We start from the raw sequence: 19,129 nt of genomic DNA, 5'->3' as shown, positions 1-19,129 counted from the left end.
ATGAGCATTTTTATCACTTTTATGTAAGTTTTAAAACAGCACAATTAATTATCAAAAATATAAAAAGAATTAAACATATTACATAAAAAAAAGCGTTACATTAAATGCAACGCTTTTTTTGTCTAGATTAATATTTTATTGAACTGAAACTTCAAAAGTAACTTCTACATCTGTACTACCTCCTGCATCTGCAGAATTATTATTATTTGGTTTTGTTGGCTCATGTTTAAGTACAATTGTAATAGTTCCTGTACCAGCATCTCCAGTAACTAATGAAGTAGCTATACCTACAGGATTACCATCTTCATCAACATCTGTTTTTTCAATGCTTAGACCAGCAACTGTTGTAGTGTAGAAAAATTCGTGTTCATCGTCTTCTTCAGCTACTTCTTCTGTAATGTCTTCTGCAGGAGTTTCACTTTCATTTAACAACTCTATGCTACCTGTGTAAGTAGTGTTTGCAGCTAGAGGACCAGAAACTTCTATGGTACCTTCTTCACCACCTTCACCATCTAAGTCTTGAAAAACGAATGTTACAACATTATTACCATTGGTTAGCGTATAGGTAACTGTTGTAATTAATTCTTCTTCGTTTTCAAATTCATCTTCTTTATCATTACAAGATGTAAATGTTATAGATACTACAAATAAAATAGCTAATAGTTGAATTGTTTTAAGAGTGTTTAATTTTCTCATTTTTTTTAAATTTTAATAATTAAGTTTAATTTTTATGTTTACATTTCTTCCTAACTCATCAGCAAAGAATCGGAATCTATTTAAATAATTTCTGTAAGACACGTTAAAGAGATTGTTTACATTAGCTTCAATTTTTAAATCATTCTTTTTGAATGCAGAAAAAACTGCAGAGGTTTGCAAACTAAATAATGTAAACCCATTTGGTGGTGTACTTATATCTACAAAAACGTCTTGTCTTGTTACAGGGTTAAAGGTTAAAAAATTATAATCTGGAAATTGATTTTGTCTTAAATGGGTAGTTTGTTTTAAAGCAATAATTAACTCGTTTAAGTCTTTATTTGTGTACGAAATACTATTACTAAAATTAGCCGCAGGTATATTAATCAAAGAAATATTTTCCGTTAAATTGTCTCCTTTTATTAAGCTAAGGCTCCCGTTATAATCCCATTGGGTGTCTATTTTTTTATTGATGTCTACATCAACTCCAAAAATTTGCGCATTTACTTGATTGTATTCCCAAACAGGAAATGCTCCTCTAATAGTAGTTGTTATTCCTGTAGGAATCAACTGAATAAAATTATCTATCTTTTTGTAAAAAGGGTTGATACTAAATCCAAAATTCGCGTTATTTCTCTCTAAAGAAAGGATAAATTTATTGGCAACTTCTTTGTCTATGGTAAGCATTCCTATTTCTATTCTAGCGGCGCTGTGGTGTAAACCATCGCTAAACAATTCAGACGGATTAGGCACTCTGCTTGCTAAACCGTAGTTGAATACTAATGCTACGTCATTTTGAAATTGTTTTGCTAGCCCTAAACTTGCAGATACATTATGAAATGTAAATTCAGGATTTGTGGCAATTTGGGTAGCATTACTAACTCCTGTTTCAAACTGCGGAAATAGTTCGTCGTAATTAAAAGTGGTATTCCAATCTGCTTTTAAATAGTTTTTTTGGGCATTGATATATGAAAAATCATAACGTACACCCGCATTTAACTCTAAATTTTCGTTAAGACTATAATTACCAATGGTATAAAAACCTGCATCATATTTTTCAAAATCAGGAATCAAAGGTCTTACTCCAGTACTTATGGCATCATTTTGTTGATAACGCAATAAAATACCTGTATTCAGTTTTAGATTGTCAAAAGAGTCAACTTGCAAATCAGATTGAATACTTGTGGTTATCAAACTCAAATCTATAACAGGAGTGTTTCTTAAATTTCCACGTCTTATGTCAAATTCTTTTCTTCTATTAGATTGAAAGTCATACTGTAATGATAACTTTCCGAAATCTTTAAAACGTTTGTAGAAATCTACTTTTGCCAAATGATGCGTGATTTCTTGTCTTGGTGCTATAATCTTAAAAGAAAAATCATCTTGAATTAAAGGTTCATCACTTTGTATTGCATTAACTAAATCGCCAACGTTTCCAATATGAGAAGCTCGTAAAATACCAAGTTTGTTATTCACAAAACTGTAATAGGTATTAAACCCTTTTTCAAATCCGTTTTTACCAAAAGCAAAAGATGCATTAAGACTCTCTAAACCAGTATTATTTAAAAAATAATTGGGTGCTTTAAAGTCTCCAGAATGTCTATTGTTTATTTGAAGTTTTGAATAATAACCAGCATCATAAGTTTTTACAATTTCTGAATTTAAACTTCTGCCTAAACCATTAGAGTTTAATGAGATTAATGTACTACCAAAAATACTGTCTTTGGCTGCATATTTTTTAGGCTTAATTAAAATTAACCCGCCAATAGCATCACTACCGTATTTTAAGGTGTTAGAACCTTTAATAACATCAATTTTGCCAGAAGCGTTTAAATCTACATTAGGTGCATGTTCATCTCCCCATTCTTGGTCATACAAACGTACATTGTTGTTTATAATTAACAATCTACTACTATGCAAACCATGAATCATAGGTTTTACAATAGTATTTCCAGTATTTAGAGAAGAAACACCACTAATGGTATTTAAGGCGTCTCCTAAAGAACCATCTGTAAAGTGATCTATCGTGTTTTGTTTGATAGATTGCTCTATACTAGTTACTGCTGTTTTAGTATTAGAGGTTACCACAACTTCATTTAATTCTTCTAAGTGATGTTCTAGATAAAATTCTCTGGTTACATTTTTTTGCAAATTCAAAGAAATTCTTTTGGTTTCACAAGCAAGATGCTTGATTTCTATAACAATTTCACCTGTACACAAATTCTTAAACTCAAAAACTCCATCCCAATCAGATGTGGTGTATTTGTTTGATGTTAAGATGTGCACAGATGCTCCAATAATTGGAGAACTGTCATGAAAATCAGAGACTTTACCTTTAAAAGTAAGGTTACAATCTTGTGCTGCTATAGTGAATTGATTACACAATATAGCAATACACAAAAACACTATTTTTTGCATTTGTTATTATCTACGTTCAATAAAAAAATCTTTTTTTATACTTGAACATATAGAGGCGGCCCTCTTAAAGAAAACGATAATTGCTGATGTTGTTTTAAAAAATGTAAGGTAAGACTAGTTTGATTATCAATGTTACTAGGGTTAGATAGTTGATACGCTAAACTCTCAAAATGAAATGTTTTATGTTGTAATAGGTGTAATTGACAATCTACATCTTTTTGATGAATGTGTTGTTCTGTTTTTGAATGACAAACGGTATGCTCATGATCTGCAAAAGAGTGCAAACCGAGTAATACCATTGGTATCATAAAGATTACCAATAATAATAAACTAAAACTATGTTTGTTATTTTTTATCAATCTTAATTTTCTTTTTTACCTTTAAATTAAGAAGTTCTACCCCTAATGAAAAAGCGATCGCAAAGTACAAATATCCTTTAGGAATAACGCCTACAGATTTGTTAAAAATTTTGGTATTTGATAAATGTGCACCTTCAGCAATAAGCATAAAACCAACTAAAATTAAAAATGAAAGTGCTAACATTTGTATTGTAGGGTTTTTATTGACAAATTTATTGATAGGTTGAGAAAAAATCATCATTATGATAATAGAAACTATTACTGCAATTACCATTATAATTAATGCACCATCAACACCATTTGTCATGCCTACTGCAGTTAAAATACTATCAAAAGAAAAAACAATATCTATTAGAATAATTTGTGTAATAACAGCGCTAAAAGAAATTACTTTTGGTGTTTTAGTAAGATTTTTTTCTTCGGTATTTTCTACTTTATGACGAATCTCTTTTGTGCTTTTATACAATAAAAATAACCCTCCAATAAATAAAATAATGCTTTGACCCGTTATATCTGAAGTAAACCAACTCCATCTAACGTTTACAAACGGATCTTTTAGCGCTATTAAATAAGATACGCTAAATAATAGCAAAATACGTGTTACCATAGCCAAACCCAAACCTAAAAGAGTAGCTTTTTTAACCTTGTTTTCGGGTAATTTATTAGCAGATATAGAAATGAAAATAACATTATCTATCCCTAAAACAATTTCTAAAAATGTTAATGTTATTAGAGCAACCCAAGCATCAGCGTGCGCAAAAATTTCCATTTATTTTACTTTATAGATTGTTCCGTCTGTTTTGTATTTGCTGAAACCAATTTTAGCAGAAAAGTCATAAGAATTTTCTTTTAATTTGGTAATTTGTACAAAAATAGGGTCTTTGTCTAATTTCTTTTTGGGTGATTTCATACGCAAAGTATAAAAGAAATTATTTTTCCATTTGATGTATAAGGTATCTATATGCTTGATTCTTTTTTCAGTAAAAGAACTATCTTTAGAAATACTTACAATTTTTTCATATTCTTCAATTTGAATACTATCTTTTCTTGTGATGATAGTTTTGCTGTATCCATTACCTGCAGGAATTTCAAAAACACCCTGTTTAAAATAATCAGAATTGTCTTTAAGGTCTGATTTACAGGAAAAAAAGAAAAAAGAACAAAGCAAAAAGAGTATAGTAAAAAGATGCAATAAAGAAAATTTATTTCTAACTACACTATTTTTACTTGTTAAGCGGTTTCCTTTACTCTTAAAATCTAATTCTTTCATTTATATTCCCGTATAATTAGCTGGTGTAATAGCTTTTAATTCGTTTTTGATATCTGCAGAAACCTCTAAAGTATCAATAAAATTAGCTATAGAATCTTGATTGATTTTAGCATTGGTTCTCGTAAGCCCCTTAAGCGCTTCATACGGATTTGGATAAGCTTCTCGTCTTAAAATTGTTTGAATAGCTTCTGCAACTACTACCCAGTTGTTTTCTAAATCTTGTTCAAATTTTTCTTTGTTTAGCAATAATTTATTCAATCCTTTTAAAGTAGAGGTAAAGCCTATAATAGTATGTCCAAAAGGAACCCCTACATTACGTAAAACAGTACTATCTGTCAAATCGCGTTGCAAACGAGAAATTGGTAATTTAGCAGATAAGTGCTCAAAAATAGCATTTGCAATTCCTAAGTTTCCTTCAGAATTTTCAAAATCGATAGGGTTTACTTTATGTGGCATTGCAGAAGAGCCAACTTCTCCTTTTTTTATCTTCTGCTTAAAATAATCCATAGAAACGTATGTCCAAAAATCTCTATCTAAATCAATAATGATCGTATTGATTCGCTTAAGCGTATCAAAAAGAGCAGCCATATGGTCATAATGTTCTATTTGAGTGGTAGGAAAAGAATGGTGTAAACCTAACTTTTCTTGTACAAATTCGTTTCCAAAAGCTTTCCAGTCAATAGAAGGATACGCCACTTTATGGGCATTGTAATTACCAGTAGCACCTCCAAATTTTGCAGCGCTTGGTATATCATTTAACAAATTAAATTGTTCTTTTAAACGGGTAACAAACACATCAATTTCTTTACCTAATCTAGTTGGAGAAGCAGGTTGCCCATGAGTTCTTGCTAACATAGAAATATCTTTCCATTCGATAACCAATTCTTGTAGTTTTTCTAAAACTTGAAGATAATTTGGTACAAAAACATCATTCATAGCTTCTTTAATAGAAAGCGGAATAGCAGTATTATTTATATCTTGAGAAGTTAATCCAAAATGGATGAATTCTTTGTCTTTTTGTAGTCCTAAAGCATCAAATTTTTCCTTTATAAAATACTCAACCGCTTTTACATCATGGTTGGTAATTTTCTCTATGTCTTTAATTTTTTGAGCATCAACAGCAGTAAAATTGGTATAAATCTTACGTAAATCGTCAAATAAATTCTTATCAAAATCTACCAATTGAGGCAAAGGAATTTCACAAAGCGCAATAAAATATTCTATTTCTACACGGACTCTATATTTTATAAGAGCTTCTTCTGAAAAATAATTAGACAATTGGTTTATTTTACCTCTATAACGACCATCTATAGGAGAGATGGCATTTAATTGTGTGATGTTCATTTTTTGTTCTGTTATGAACTGCAAAAATAGTGATTTAAAGAGATTTATAAACGGCTTTTTTGATGTTTTTCTATCAACTTTAAAATGTATTTTCCTCGGGCTTTTGTACCTTTACTTTCATTAATGATTTTTGTTTCAATTAAGTGTTTAAGTTCTGGATGAATCCAATCAATAATTAGCCCAAAAAGATATAAGGTATTCATAGAGTAAGCTCTTACCGCTATTTTTTGCGGTGTAATTAACCAATCAAAACCAGTAGCAACTATTTTTTCAACATGAAGGTCTGTGAGTTTTTTTTGAATTAGATTTTCATTTTTAGAGAAATAAGCTTCTGCTAAATGCTCACAAATTTTGGCACAAGGTCTAATTGCACTATCAAAGGTTAATTCTGCAATTTTTTCTGAAAACTCATCCAAATGAGGTGTCATCCAATCCAATCCATGATGCGTGCAGATCCACTCTAAAATCCAAGCTGCTCGTATAGATGTTTTATCTTTTACCTGAAAAGTAATTGTAATTAAATCTTTGAATAATTTAGGACTTTCTAATACAATATTTGCTGCTCTTTGTCTATTTTCTTTTTTGGCATTCTCAATATTTTGGAGCTGTTCAGTTAAAAAAAGTATGCTCATTTTGGTACGATTAATGTATATTTACTCAAAAATTTCTTATCAATGATAAATATAAAAAGACTCTTTTTTGTTTCTTCTTTTTTATATTGTTTTTTTCTAACTGCCAGCGGTTTTTCGCAAAACATAAATAGGCTTGATGAAAATGGTAAACGAACAGGTGTTTGGAAAAAATACTATCCAAATAAGAGAATTCGTTACACAGGTCAATTTCAAAACGGAAAAGAAGTAGGTGTATTTAAGTTTTATGATATTACAGATTCTAGTCGTCCTGTTGTTATAAAAACGTTTTTTCCTGGTTCAGATTCTCTTTTTGTACAGTTTTATAGGTTAAACGGAAGTATACAAACCGAAGGTGTTTTAAATAGGAAGAAAAGAGTTGGTAATTGGAAATATTTTTATCCAGACGGTACATTAATGTCTGAAGAGAATTACAAAGACGGGAAATTAGATGGAGAACAGCTTGTTTACTATCCAGACGGACAAGTTACAGAGTTTGCAGTGTATGCAAATGGTTTGCTAGATGGTGTGGTTAGTAAGTATTCTGACCAAGGAATTTTAATTGAAGAAGTTACTTACAAAAATGGTAGACCCAATGGTTTGGCAAAGTATTTTGAGTTGAATGGAGATTTAAAAGAAACAGGTAATTATAAGGAAGGAAAAAGAATAGGCAAGTGGGAGTATTATTTAGATGGTGAACTTGCTAACGATAAAGATAAAAAGAAAGAAAATTCGTACATTAAACAAGGAAAGAATTAAATTTTCAATAACTTTTTTATTAATTTTTTTCTGTTTTTAAAATATCATTTTAATTAGGCTATACTGGCAAATATCAATTTATAAATCAACAACAAAGTTGTAACTTTGTATTTTGAAAAAAATAAAAATGAAACGAGTAGTTGTTGGTCTTTCTGGAGGTGTAGATAGTAGTGTTACCGCATATTTACTTAAAGAACAAGGGTATGAAGTTATTGGCTTGTTTATGAAAAACTGGCATGATGATTCTGTTACCATTTCTAATGAATGCCCTTGGTTAGAAGATAGCAACGATGCTATGATTGTTGCAGAAAAATTAGGGGTTCCTTTTCAAGTTGTAGATTTAAGTGAACAGTATAAAGAACGTATTGTAGATTATATGTTTGATGAGTATTCTAAAGGAAGAACTCCTAACCCAGATGTATTGTGTAACCGAGAAATAAAGTTTGATGTCTTTATGGATATAGCTTTACAATTAGGTGCAGATTATGTGGCTACAGGTCATTATTGTAGAAAATCTGAAGAGGAAATTGATGGTAAAATGATTTATAAATTATTGGCAGGTAAAGATAATAATAAAGATCAATCTTATTTTCTATGTCAATTATCTCAACAACAATTGGCAAAAGCTTTATTTCCAATTGGAGAATTGACAAAACCAGAAGTAAGAGAAATTGCAAAAAAGGCAGATTTAATTACTGCAGAAAAGAAAGACTCTCAAGGTTTATGTTTTATTGGTAAAGTACGGTTACCAGAGTTTTTGCAACAAAAACTTCAACCTAAAGATGGTGAAATTGTTACAATTCCATCAAACTTTGTGCAATACACAAAACCAGTTCCAAAATTTAAAAATAAAGAAGCAGCACTCAATTATTTTTCTACCAAGTTTACTTATCAAAAAGAAGATGGAAAAATAGTAGGGAAACATCAAGGTGCACATTATTTTACCAAAGGGCAACGTAAAGGTTTAAATGTTGGCGGAACAAAAGAGGCATTGTATGTTATTGAAACAGACGTAAAAGAGAATATTATTTACACCGGAGAAGGTAAAAATCATGCAGGATTATATAGAAATGTATTGTTTGTTACCAATGAAGAAATACATTGGATACGCGAAGATTTGGCTTTAATTTCAGGAGAAATTATGCAAGTTGAAGCAAGAATTAGGTATCGTCAACAACTAGAAAAAGCAATGTTATACAAAGTAGAAAGTGGTTTGTATGTAGAATTTGAAAACAAACAATCAGCAATACAAGAAGGTCAATTTGTGGCTTGGTATAAAAATGAAGAATTAATAGGCTCTGGTGTAATAGCTTAAAAAGTTTTTTTTGAGGATTTTAAATCCTTATTTTTATAGTTTAAAAATATACTATGAAAAAAATAATTTTCCTTTACATCATATTCTTTTCAACACAAATCTCTTCGCAAGAAACTATTGAAGATGCGTGGATTTTTCTCAAAGATAAACCCAATGCTACTACTTTTTTAAACAATCCTTTAACTATGGTTTCTCAAAGAGCAATTTATAGAAGAGAAACTCAAGGAATTGCTTTTGATGAAAAAGATGTTCCTATTCATACTGGTTACTATAATCAAATAAGAAATGAAGAAAATCTTACTATTTTAGGTAAATCTAAGTGGTTGAATGCTATTCATGTTCAGGCAACAGTATCTAAGATTAAGACGCTATCATCTAAATATAATTTTATTAAAGCTATTGAGTATGCTAATAAATCCTTAAATTTTAAAGGAAAAAGAATATCAAAAAATGGAGTTCAAAATCATGTAAATAAATTTTCCAATACGTTGTCTGATTTCAATTACGGCGATGCAGAAAATCAGATAAAAATATTAAAAGGAAATGAGCTACATAAAGCAGGTTTAACAGGGAAAAGGCAAATTATAGCAGTAATAGATGCTGGTTTTCCTAATGTAAATACTTTAGAAGCGTTTAAAAGAATAAGAGATAACAATCAAATTTTAGGAGGGTATAATTTTGCTGATAGAAATGATAATTTTTATACGAGAAATAGTCATGGTACACACGTTTTGTCTACTATGGCAGGATATTTAGAAGGAAAATTTGTGGGTACAGCACCTGATGCTAGTTTTTATCTTTTTATAACTGAAAAAGCGGAATCTGAAACGGTCTTAGAAGAAACTTTATGGGTAGAAGCTGCAGAAAAAGCCGATAGTTTAGGGGTTGATGTAATAAATACTTCCTTAGGGTATACAATTTTTGATAATCCTAATCATAGTTATTCGTATGCTGATATGGATGGTAAAACAACTTTTATTTCTAGAGGAGCAGAAATAGCAAATTCTAGAGGAATACTAGTGGTAAATGCAGTTGGAAATAGCGGTAATAGTGGTTGGAAATACCTAGCAGCCCCTGCAGATGCTGCATCTGTAATTTCGGTAGGAGCTGTTGATGCTGTGGGTGAAATAGCTCCTTTTAGTTCTTTTGGACCTACATCTGATAATAGAATTAAACCAGAAATTTTAGCCCAAGGATTAGGAGTTACGGTTATAAATTTTTCTTCCGGTCAAGTTTCATTGTCTAACGGAACATCATTTTCATCGCCAATTGTGGCAGGTTTAATTGCTTGTTTAAATGATAATGAAGGTTTTATATTAAAATCTGTAAATAAAAGAAATAAAAATCTAAATGATTTTTTAAAAGAAGAACTTTATAAATCGGCTGATAGATATAACAATCCTACAAATCAACACGGTTATGGAATACCTGATTTTGAAAAAGCTTTTAATAATTATATTTCCGTTTTCTCTGTTAATGAAATTCTTTTAAATGATATAAAAGTTATTCCAAACCCAGTTACAACATCTTTTTATATAAAGAATTTACAAAGAGATTTAAAAGATTATCAAATTACATTATTTGATATTTTAGGAAAGAAAGTTTCAAACTATCAATTAAATAATCAATCTATAGATATTTCAGAGCTTCAAAAGGGAGTCTATTTTTTAAAACTAGATAAAGCCAATACATCAGCGACTGTTAAAATTCTTAAGCAGTGACAAACAATAAAATTAAAGATTTATTTTCTATTAAATTCCCAATAATTCAAGGAGGTATGGTTTGGGTTTCTGGTTGGAAACTAGCTTCGGCAGTTTCCAATGCTGGCGGTTTAGGATTAATTGGTGCAGGTTCTATGTACCCTGAAGTTTTACGAGAACATATACAGAAATGTAAAAATGCAACAGACAAACCTTTTGGTGTTAATGTACCTATGTTGTATCCTCAAATTGAGGAAATCATGAAAATTATTGTTGATGAAGGAATTAAAATAGTTTTTACGTCTGCAGGAAATCCTAAAATATGGACTCCTTTTTTAAAAGAAAAAGGAATTACAGTTGTACATGTTGTGAGCTCTGTAAAATTTGCTTTAAAAGCTGAAGCTGCAGGTGTAGACGCTATAGTTTGCGAGGGGGTTGAAGCAGGAGGGCATAATGGAAGAGAAGAAACCACAACATTTACGTTAATACCTATGGTTAAAGAAGCTGTACAAATACCTGTAATTGCTGCAGGAGGTATTGCAACAGGAAGAGGAATGCTTGCGGCTATGGTTTTAGGAGCAGATGGAGTACAAATAGGTAGCAGATTTGCCGCAACTATAGAATCTTCTGCACATCAAAAATTTAAAGAGTCTATTGTAAATGCAAAAGATGGAGATACTCAACTAACGTTGAAAGAATTGGCTCCTGTACGTTTAATAAAAAATAAATTTTATGATGAAGTACAGCTTTTGTATCAGCAAAATCCATCTCTTAAAGAATTACAAAAATTGTTGGGAAGAGCTAGAGCTAAAAAAGGGATTTTTGAAGGAGATTTAGAAAACGGAGAATTAGAAATTGGTCAAATTGCAGGTTTAATTCATCAAATAAAATCAGCAAAAGAAGTTATAGAAGCTATTATGAAAGAGTTTGAAACAGTAAAACAAAACATAAATTCACTGTAATATTATGATTGACGCAAGACAACGTAAAAATATAAAAGAAGATTTGTTTGTAGAGATTGTTCAAAAACATCACCAACAATCAGGAGAATTAACCCGTGGTATTGTTTCTAAAATATTGACAAACTCAACAAGACATCCTCACGGAATAAAAGTACAATTAAAGTCGGGTTTGATAGGAAGAGTAAAAAATATTATCGAATAAATTATTTTATAGGAATTTTAATTTCATACAGTTTACGGCTCTTATTATTTAACTTGTTTTCTCTTAACCAAGGGTTGTATAGTTTTAGTTCTTTGTAATTAGTTCCAAATTTCTTTGCAAAAGAGGCAATATTGGTAATTGCAGTATCTACTTTTACTATTTTTGTTTCTGTAAGTGTATACAAATCTGATTCATCAAATACAAAACCATATTTTTTAGGATTAGAAATAACTTCTTTTAAGGCAATAATTCTAAAAATATATCGCTCTGTTTCGTCAGGTAATAATGCATCATAATAACTGGTAACCTGTTGTGTTTCTAATCTTTTAGAAACTCCATAGTTACCAGCATTGTAAGCTGCAGCAGCTAATGTCCAAGAGCCTAATTTTTCTTTAGATTTTTTTAAGTATTCTGCAGCTACCTTTGTAGCTTTTTCAATATGGTAACGTTCATCAACATTACTATTTATTTCTAAACCAAATTCTTTTCCTGTAGATTTTAAAAAATGCCACATGCCAGCAGCCCCAGCTGTAGATGTTTCATCTATAAAACCACTTTCAGCAAGTGCTAAAAACTTAAAATCGTCTGGCAAACCATATTTTTTTAATAAAGGTTCTAAAACAGGAAAATATTTATTTGCTCTTTTTATAAGTAACAAACCGTTAGACTGCCAATATGTATTTACTAACAACTCCCTATCCATTCTTTCTTTAATATCTGTTTTTTCTAAAGGTACACGTTCTCCAGCTAGATTTAAGTTTTTAGGAAGTTTTAAAGCTTTTATTTTGTAACTCTCATGCGTATTTATGGGGTCATTTTCTTTTTGAAAAGAAATAGTATTTTTTGTATTGATAGCGTTGATAAAAACAACAGTTATTAAAACCACACTTAAAAGTGACAGTAAACGTAAAGGCTTGCTCATAAAAATAATTTAACAGTATAAAAATAATGAAAGGAATGTGTTTTAAAAAGTTAAAACGTCATCAATTAATTTTGATATTTTTTTAGCTTTGGTTAATATCATTACATGAGAACCTCCTTTTATTTCTATACAATCAGAAATATTTTTAATAGGAAAAACATGGTCTTTTGTTCCGTGAATATGTATTAAATTTTCAAGAGCTTTGTCTTGCTGCCAATTGACTACCTGTGCAATAGACCAATTTAAATACGTTTTGCTTCTTACAGAAAGATACTTTTTGTAAATTTTTGCTCTCTTTTTTAAAGATTTTCCTAAAAAATAGCGAGCGTAATCTTCAAAATTAGAGACAACTTTGGTTGGAAAAAACTTATAGACCTTAGTAAATTTAGCAAGTTGAAATTTCTTTGGCAACTCGCTATTTTGTTTAACACTAGAAATTATAATAACTTTTTTAGTTTTTATAAATTTACTCATTTCTTGTACCATAATTCCTCCAAATGAAACACCAACAAGTACAGGGTTTTCACTCTTAACTTCTTCACACAAACGCATCGCATAATTAGCAATAGATTCTTCTGCTGCTAGGGGTTTAATCCATTTTAAATAGTGTAATTCATATTTATCTACATTAAATTCTAAGTTTTCAAAAATCTCAGGACCAGCCGCCAAACCAGGCATAAAATAGATAGGAGTTTTTTTCATATTCTTTTAATTTTAAATTTTTTATTCTATTTGGTTTGGGGGAATAAACGTATTAAAATATAGCAATATGTATACCAAAAAGGTAAGTCTAAATTTTGTTATTTAGACTGTAATCGTTTTTTTAATAAAAGTAAACCTAACGAGACCATCATCATCAATTTCTGTTAATGTAATGGTATGTAATGTATTTACTAATGATGGATTCCAAGGGGTTTTTACTTTTACATAGTTTTCTGTAAAACCATTGATATAGCCTTCTTTGTTTTCATTTTCAAATAATACTGTTACGGTATTTCCTAATTGACTTTCATAAAAAGCTCTTCTTTTTTTTGCAGATAAGCCGCGTAACATTTTACTTCTTTTTGCACGTGTTTTTTTAGGAACAACACCTTCTAAATCTACAGCTTCAGTATTAGCTCTTTCAGAATAGGTAAATACATGTAAGTAAGAAATATCTAAGTTGTTTAGATAATTATAAGTTTCTAAAAAAAGTTCATCTGTTTCTCCTGGAAAACCCACAATAACATCAACGCCTATACAGGCATTGGGCATTACTTCTTTAATCTTAGCAACTCTGTTAGTGTAGGTATTACGCAAATACCTACGTTTCATTTTTTTTAATAATTCATCACTTCCAGATTGGAGCGGAATATGAAAATGAGGAACAAAAGAATTGGATTTAGATACAAAATCAATTGTTTCATCTTTAAGTAAATTAGGTTCTATAGATGATATTCTTAAACGATGAATTCCGTCAACCTTATCTAACTCTTTTACTAAATCAAGAAACGTATGTTCATGCTTCTTATTACCAAACTCACCTTTTCCGTAATCACCAATATTTACACCTGTCAACACAATTTCTTTAATCCCTTTTGCAGAAATTTCTTTTGCATTATTAATAACATTTGTAAGTGTATCACTTCTAGAGATACCTCTGGCTAAAGGTATTGTGCAATAAGTACATTTATAATCGCAACCGTCTTGTACTTTTAAAAAAGCTCTAGTTCTATCTCCAATAGAATAGGAGCCAACATAGAAATCTGCATCAGAAATTTCACAAGAGTGAATTTTTCCAACGTTGTTTTTTGTAAGATCGTTGATATAACTAGTAACATTAAATTTTTCAGTAGCACCCAATACCAAATCTACACCATCTACAGCAGCCAATTCTTCGGGTTTTAATTGTGCATAACAACCTACAGCAATCAAAAAAGCTTCGTCATTTTTTTTTAAGGCATTCTTAACAATAGATTTAAAACGTTTATCTGCATTATCGGTTACAGAACAGGTATTAATTACATAAATATCTGCTTTGTCATCAAACTCAACACGTTTGAAACCTTCATTTACAAAATTTCTTGCAATTGTTGAGGTTTCAGAAAAATTAAGTTTACAACCTAAGGTATAAAAAGCGACTCTTTTGTCTGAAATCATTCCTGTATATTTAAAGAATGCAAATTTACAATAATATTGACGATTTTTTTAAGTAGACAAGTCAATTATTACCATGTTGATTGTTTGTGGTGTAAGTACTTAAAAGAATACGAATAACAAAAAAAGACAAACATAATTTGGTGTAATATTCACAATTTAATTGAGAATAACTTCATGAAATTTTAGAAAAATTTATGAGTTAGGCTAGTTTATAAATGTTACTCTAATCTATTAGTAACATGCAGAATTTTTTTTGGAAAATAACAATAGTTTCTATCTATTTATTCAATGAAGAAGTTCTTACAGTTTAACAAATAGATAGAAATTATGCTTATTATATTCTGCAAAAAAACCACATTTTTCATGTTTGTATTATTCAATGTTTTAGATAAAAACCAATTGTTTGAGTAAATTACTATTATTTAAATTTAATAGAGTAGCTAGATAATTATTAGTAGATTTTATTTTTTAGGTAAGATAAAATCTAACAACCTATAAAACATGTAAAAATATAAGTCTTAATGGATATTATAGAAATAAGAAAAGCAAATAAAAGGATTACTTATATTGTAATTTCGAAATGAGTCATATCGTAGACAAGCAACCTTGTTTACCTAAAGAAAGAATACAACAAAGAAATTTTTTAAAAAATCTTCTCGCTAATTTTCGCTTTTAATTTTTCAGAAATATTTTTTGGAAAAGCTCTGTCACCGTGCAAAACATCTACCATAATATCATTAAAAACTTGACCATATTTGTTTAATAAATAGACTCTTAATGGGTTGTTATGATAAAAGAATTTTGCCAAAAGTGCACCAGACTTAAGTTCATATAATAACTTTATGTCAAGTTTTTCTAAATAAAGTTTTTTTGCAACGTCTTGTTGTAATTTACTTTCTACCAGAGCTTCAGCAACATATTTACCGCTTAAAATAGCGTTGGAAATTCCTTCTGCAGTAATCGGTTCTGCGAAACCAGCAGCATCACCAATTAAAAACACATTATTTTTCACAAAGCCATCGGTTCTTGGTTTTACAGGTATTTGAAATCCGTGAGCATCTTCATTAACAACCTCTTTGATATCAAGTGTTTTTAAATATTTTGTGTAATATTCTTTTAAATTAATTTTTCCTTTTTTGGTAGTTAATACACCTAATGATAAGTGATTTTTCTTTGGAAAACACCAAGCATAACCGTAAGGAACAGCATCGATATCAAAACGAGCGCTTTTAGAAAGGCGTTCAAAATCTTGTTTAGAAACTTCCACCTCATATTCTAAAGCAGGTATTAGTTTTCTAGTATCTTTTTGCCATCCAGCCATTTTTGCTGTTGGACTTAATACACCATCTGCAGCAATTACAAAATCAGCAGAAATTTCTCCTTGAGAAGTTTTTAAAATAGCTTTTTTATCTACAAAAGTTATCTCTAAAAGTTTATGATTTTCTAATAAAGTAACACCAAATTCTTTTGCTTTTTTAACAATTAAATTGTCAAAAGCATCACGCATTATCATAGTAATGATAGGCTTTTTTTTAATAGAATTATAGCATTTATTGTGATTGTTAAAGTACGTATCAACCTTACAAAACTCACGTTCTATAACTTCTGAAATATCAAAGGGCATTTCTTTTTTGCCTCTATTTACAAAACCACCACCACAAGTTTTATACCTCGGTAAAGTTTCTTTTTCTATAATTACTGTTTGAATTCCTTGTTTGCCTAAATAAAAAGCAGTTGAAGCACCAGAAGGCCCACTACCAATAATTGCTACAGTAAAATGTTTCATTGAATAATCTTTTTGCGAATATAAAGGTTTACCAGTTTATTTTAGCCTGAATAGGGAAGTGGTCAGAATATTTTTCAGAAAAGTTTTTAAATTGATTTACAGTTGCAGTAGCATCAGTCAAAATAAAATCTATACGCATAGGAAACCAATAGTTAAATGTTTTACCAAAACCTTTTCCTGCTTCTATAAAGGCATCTTTTTTATTTTTAGAAATTTGATTGTAAACCCAAGAATACGCAGTATTGTTAAAGTCGCCACAAATAACTTTTTTGCCTTTCCATGTTTTTTCATGTTCAAGAAATAATGCTACTTGTTCTGCTTGCTGCGTAAACTTCTCTTTTAAATTTTGTATAAGTTTTTGAGAATTTTCTTCCCCAAAATTTTCTTTTTCCGGTGATATTTTTAAAGATTGTAGATGAAAATTATAAATCCTAATAGTATCTTTTTTTTTCAAGATATCAGCAAAAATTATTTCATTAGACGTATTTTTAAATTCGATATAGCCTTCATTAACAATTGGATATTTAGAATAAATAGCAGCTCCAAATCTGCCTCTTTTGTATTTTTTTTTGATATAATTATATTTAAAATCCAATTCATATTCTTTAACAGAAATATTCTCTTGAATGGCGATAACATCAGCATCATTTTCTGCTATAAATTTTTTTATTTTAGCAGGTATATTTTTTTCTTTTGTCCATTTCCAGTGATTAAACATCCTTACATTATAACTCATCAATTTTAAATCATTGTTAGAAGCATCATTTTTAGACGTTATCTTATAAAAAGGAGATATAAAAAACCAACCAATAATTAAAATAACAAGAGATGTTAAAAACTGTTTTTTTAACTTAACTATCCAGTACACCAAGAATCCAATATTAATAATCAATAAAAAAGGTACAAAAAGACTTAATATGGCAAAAGTAGCAACAACGTTAGGGGAAACATAAGGTAATAAATAAGAAAATAACAATAATACAGCTACAATAGAATTGGCAACATAGAGTATTTTATTAAACAACGTTAGTTTTTTCATGCTATTTTTTACCTTGTTTAAATAAAAATTCTTTTTCAGATTTTGTCAAACTATCGTATCCAGATTTGCTTATTTTATCTAGTATTCCGTCTATTTGCTGCTGTGTTAAATCAGTGTTTTTAGATTTAGGCGCAGTCTTTTTAGAAGATTTATAAACTGTATGTAAAGGTTTTTTACGAGATGTAAATATTCCCGAAAGTTTATCCCAAATATTTAGCTTTGTATTCGCTGCTTGATTTACATACAAAAAACCAAATAATGCTCCGCCTAGATGCGAAAAATGTCCTCCAGCATTACTGCCAACAAGTCCTATTACGTCCAAACCAATCCAAATAGCGGCTAAATGCCATAATTTGACAAATCCTATAAAGCGTATTTGTAATTGATAATTAGGCATATACGTAGTAAGTCCTATAAAAATAGCAGAAATACCAGCAGAAGCTCCAACTAAGTGTGGTCTAGTTCCTTCAAAAAGAGGAAAATAACTATTACTTAACATAAATAAAAGTCCCCCAAAAAAGGTGCCTAATACATAAAATTGAACTAGTTGCTTTTGTGTAAAGTACTGAATAAATAAATTACCTATATAATAAAGCGCTATCATATTGAATAGAATATGAATAAACCCAGCATGTAAGAAGCCATAAGAAATAATGGACCATGGTTTGGTAATTAAAGTAGAGAAATTATGCTCTAAAGCAAACCAATTGAATATGAAATCGCCATTAGTTTTGTAAAGACCAAAGATCACCTTAAATAGAAGAGATGCAATAAATACTCCTATATTTATAAAAATAAATTTTTCAACAATATTACCTGTTTTATACCGCAATTTGATATCTTCTATAAAGCCCATTAGTAATGTGTTTTGAATTGATTTTTTTTCCAATACCAAGCTATTAAAAAGCCAATGAGTGCTCCACCAACATGAGCAAAATGAGCAATATTACCCACAGAATATTTAGTCATTCCAAAAAAGAGGTCTCCTAAAATCATTACAGGAATAAAATATTTGGCGGCTATAGGAACAGGGAAGAATATCAGCGCCAATTTAGCGTCTTTAAAGTACATTCCAAAAGCCACTAAAACTCCATAAACAGCACCTGAAGCACCTACTGCAGGCGTCTCATACAAGCCAATAATTTTATTAAATTGTTCTTGAGATACCGCTTGTACAACTCTTTGGTCATTGGTGGTGCCTGCATCCAATATAGCTATAATTTCAGACTTAGTTAAACCAGCTTGAATAAACAGATCATAAATTCCGTTAAATTGATAATAATTTACCAAAGTATAAATAATCGCAGCTCCTAAACCCGCAGAAAAATAAAAGAAAATAAATTTATTTTTACCCCACATTTGCTCTAAAGGTGTTCCAAAGGCCCATAAACCGTACATATTGAAAAGAATGTGCGCAAAACTACCATGCATAAACATATGAGAAACATATTGCCAAATTCCGAAATTTTCATTCATTGGAAAATGTAGGGCTAATACATTGGTAAAATCTAATTGTAAAAGTTGAGGAGCAACAAAGACAATTACATTTATAATAATTAAGTGTTTTATAGCGTCTGTGAGTCTATTCATTT

General features: G+C 29.9%; 19 protein-coding genes. 5 read left to right on the top strand and 14 right to left on the bottom strand.

Annotated features, from left to right (window positions below; translation table 11 throughout):
* Window positions 1–135: 135 nt before the first annotated feature.
* Genes DUT90_RS08545 through DUT90_RS08515 form a run of 7 tightly spaced genes read right to left on the bottom strand, consistent with a single transcriptional unit; the run spans window position 136 to window position 6,716 of the window.
* Entirely contained in the window at window positions 136–696 is a 561-nt protein-coding gene (locus tag DUT90_RS08545; RefSeq protein ID WP_114426734.1) for a type 1 periplasmic binding fold superfamily protein, read from the bottom strand.
* A 12-nt stretch (window positions 697–708) separates the two neighbouring features.
* A complete protein-coding gene (locus DUT90_RS08540; protein WP_114426733.1) occupies window positions 709–3,111 on the bottom strand; it encodes a TonB-dependent receptor domain-containing protein in 2,403 nt (800 codons plus the stop codon).
* 35 nt (window positions 3,112–3,146) lie between these two features.
* Entirely contained in the window at window positions 3,147–3,410 is a 264-nt protein-coding gene (locus DUT90_RS08535) for a hypothetical protein (RefSeq protein ID WP_147266203.1), read from the bottom strand.
* A 46-nt stretch (window positions 3,411–3,456) separates the two neighbouring features.
* Window positions 3,457–4,239 (bottom strand): TerC family protein, encoded by a 783-nt coding sequence (locus DUT90_RS08530; protein ID WP_114426731.1) that lies wholly within the window; start codon window positions 4,237–4,239, stop codon window positions 3,457–3,459.
* Window positions 4,240–4,740: a hypothetical protein gene (locus DUT90_RS08525; protein ID WP_258848530.1), complete on the bottom strand. Its 501-nt coding sequence runs from the start codon at window positions 4,738–4,740 to the stop codon at window positions 4,240–4,242. It abuts the gene before it with no gap.
* Complete coding sequence (gene purB, locus DUT90_RS08520; protein WP_114426730.1) at window positions 4,741–6,084, bottom strand: adenylosuccinate lyase; 1,344 nt, start codon at window positions 6,082–6,084, stop codon at window positions 4,741–4,743.
* Window positions 6,085–6,128: 44 nt separating this feature from the next.
* On the bottom strand, window positions 6,129–6,716 hold the full coding sequence (locus DUT90_RS08515) for an adenylosuccinate lyase (protein WP_114426729.1): 588 nt from the start codon (window positions 6,714–6,716) through the stop codon (window positions 6,129–6,131).
* Between the two features lie 42 nt (window positions 6,717–6,758).
* Here DUT90_RS08515 and DUT90_RS08510 point away from each other — a divergent pair, with 42 nt between their 5' ends.
* The 5 genes from DUT90_RS08510 (at window position 6,759) to DUT90_RS08490 (ending at window position 11,651) form a co-directional block, all read left to right on the top strand.
* Window positions 6,759–7,472, top strand: coding sequence for a toxin-antitoxin system YwqK family antitoxin (locus tag DUT90_RS08510; RefSeq protein ID WP_114426728.1), 714 nt, complete (start codon window positions 6,759–6,761; stop codon window positions 7,470–7,472).
* Window positions 7,473–7,599: 127 nt separating this feature from the next.
* Window positions 7,600–8,787, top strand: a complete 1,188-nt coding sequence (mnmA, locus tag DUT90_RS08505) for a tRNA 2-thiouridine(34) synthase MnmA (RefSeq protein WP_114426727.1) — start codon at window positions 7,600–7,602, stop codon at window positions 8,785–8,787.
* A 53-nt stretch (window positions 8,788–8,840) separates the two neighbouring features.
* On the top strand, window positions 8,841–10,508 hold the full coding sequence (locus DUT90_RS08500; RefSeq protein WP_114426726.1) for a S8 family serine peptidase: 1,668 nt from the start codon (window positions 8,841–8,843) through the stop codon (window positions 10,506–10,508).
* The gene (locus DUT90_RS08495; protein WP_181858169.1) at window positions 10,505–11,449 is read left to right on the top strand and encodes a nitronate monooxygenase family protein; all 945 of its coding nucleotides are present in this window, start codon (window positions 10,505–10,507) and stop codon (window positions 11,447–11,449) included. The genes DUT90_RS08500 and DUT90_RS08495 overlap by 4 nt, the downstream gene beginning before the upstream one ends.
* 4 nt (window positions 11,450–11,453) lie before the next feature.
* The gene (locus DUT90_RS08490) at window positions 11,454–11,651 is read left to right on the top strand and encodes a YwbE family protein (protein WP_114426725.1); all 198 of its coding nucleotides are present in this window, start codon (window positions 11,454–11,456) and stop codon (window positions 11,649–11,651) included.
* Window position 11,652: 1 nt separating this feature from the next.
* Here DUT90_RS08490 and DUT90_RS08485 read toward each other — a convergent pair whose 3' ends face one another.
* From DUT90_RS08485 to DUT90_RS08455, 7 genes are all read right to left on the bottom strand, one after another.
* The gene (locus DUT90_RS08485) at window positions 11,653–12,573 is read right to left on the bottom strand and encodes a lytic transglycosylase domain-containing protein (RefSeq protein WP_114426724.1); all 921 of its coding nucleotides are present in this window, start codon (window positions 12,571–12,573) and stop codon (window positions 11,653–11,655) included.
* Between the two features lie 42 nt (window positions 12,574–12,615).
* Complete coding sequence (locus tag DUT90_RS08480; protein WP_114426723.1) at window positions 12,616–13,275, bottom strand: alpha/beta hydrolase; 660 nt, start codon at window positions 13,273–13,275, stop codon at window positions 12,616–12,618.
* A gap of 102 nt (window positions 13,276–13,377) precedes the next feature.
* Entirely contained in the window at window positions 13,378–14,712 is a 1,335-nt protein-coding gene (mtaB, locus tag DUT90_RS08475) for a tRNA (N(6)-L-threonylcarbamoyladenosine(37)-C(2))-methylthiotransferase MtaB (RefSeq protein WP_114426722.1), read from the bottom strand.
* Between the two features lie 643 nt (window positions 14,713–15,355).
* Window positions 15,356–16,498, bottom strand: coding sequence for a geranylgeranyl reductase family protein (locus DUT90_RS08470; RefSeq protein WP_114426721.1), 1,143 nt, complete (start codon window positions 16,496–16,498; stop codon window positions 15,356–15,358).
* 28 nt (window positions 16,499–16,526) lie between these two features.
* The gene (locus DUT90_RS08465) at window positions 16,527–17,537 is read right to left on the bottom strand and encodes an endonuclease/exonuclease/phosphatase family protein (RefSeq protein WP_114426720.1); all 1,011 of its coding nucleotides are present in this window, start codon (window positions 17,535–17,537) and stop codon (window positions 16,527–16,529) included.
* A gap of 1 nt (window position 17,538) precedes the next feature.
* Window positions 17,539–18,426 carry a rhomboid family intramembrane serine protease gene (locus DUT90_RS08460; protein WP_258848529.1) on the bottom strand — a complete coding sequence of 296 codons (888 nt, stop codon included), beginning with the start codon at window positions 18,424–18,426 and terminating at the stop codon, window positions 17,539–17,541.
* Entirely contained in the window at window positions 18,393–19,127 is a 735-nt protein-coding gene (locus DUT90_RS08455; RefSeq protein ID WP_114426719.1) for a rhomboid family intramembrane serine protease, read from the bottom strand. The genes DUT90_RS08460 and DUT90_RS08455 overlap by 34 nt, the downstream gene beginning before the upstream one ends.
* Window positions 19,128–19,129 lie beyond the last annotated feature (2 nt).

The sequence above is a fragment of the Polaribacter sp. WD7 genome (genome assembly GCF_003335085.1).
In the GTDB taxonomy this organism is placed as follows: Bacteria; Bacteroidota; Bacteroidia; order Flavobacteriales; family Flavobacteriaceae; genus Polaribacter.
This window is presented reverse-complemented; position numbering and strand designations above follow the sequence as displayed.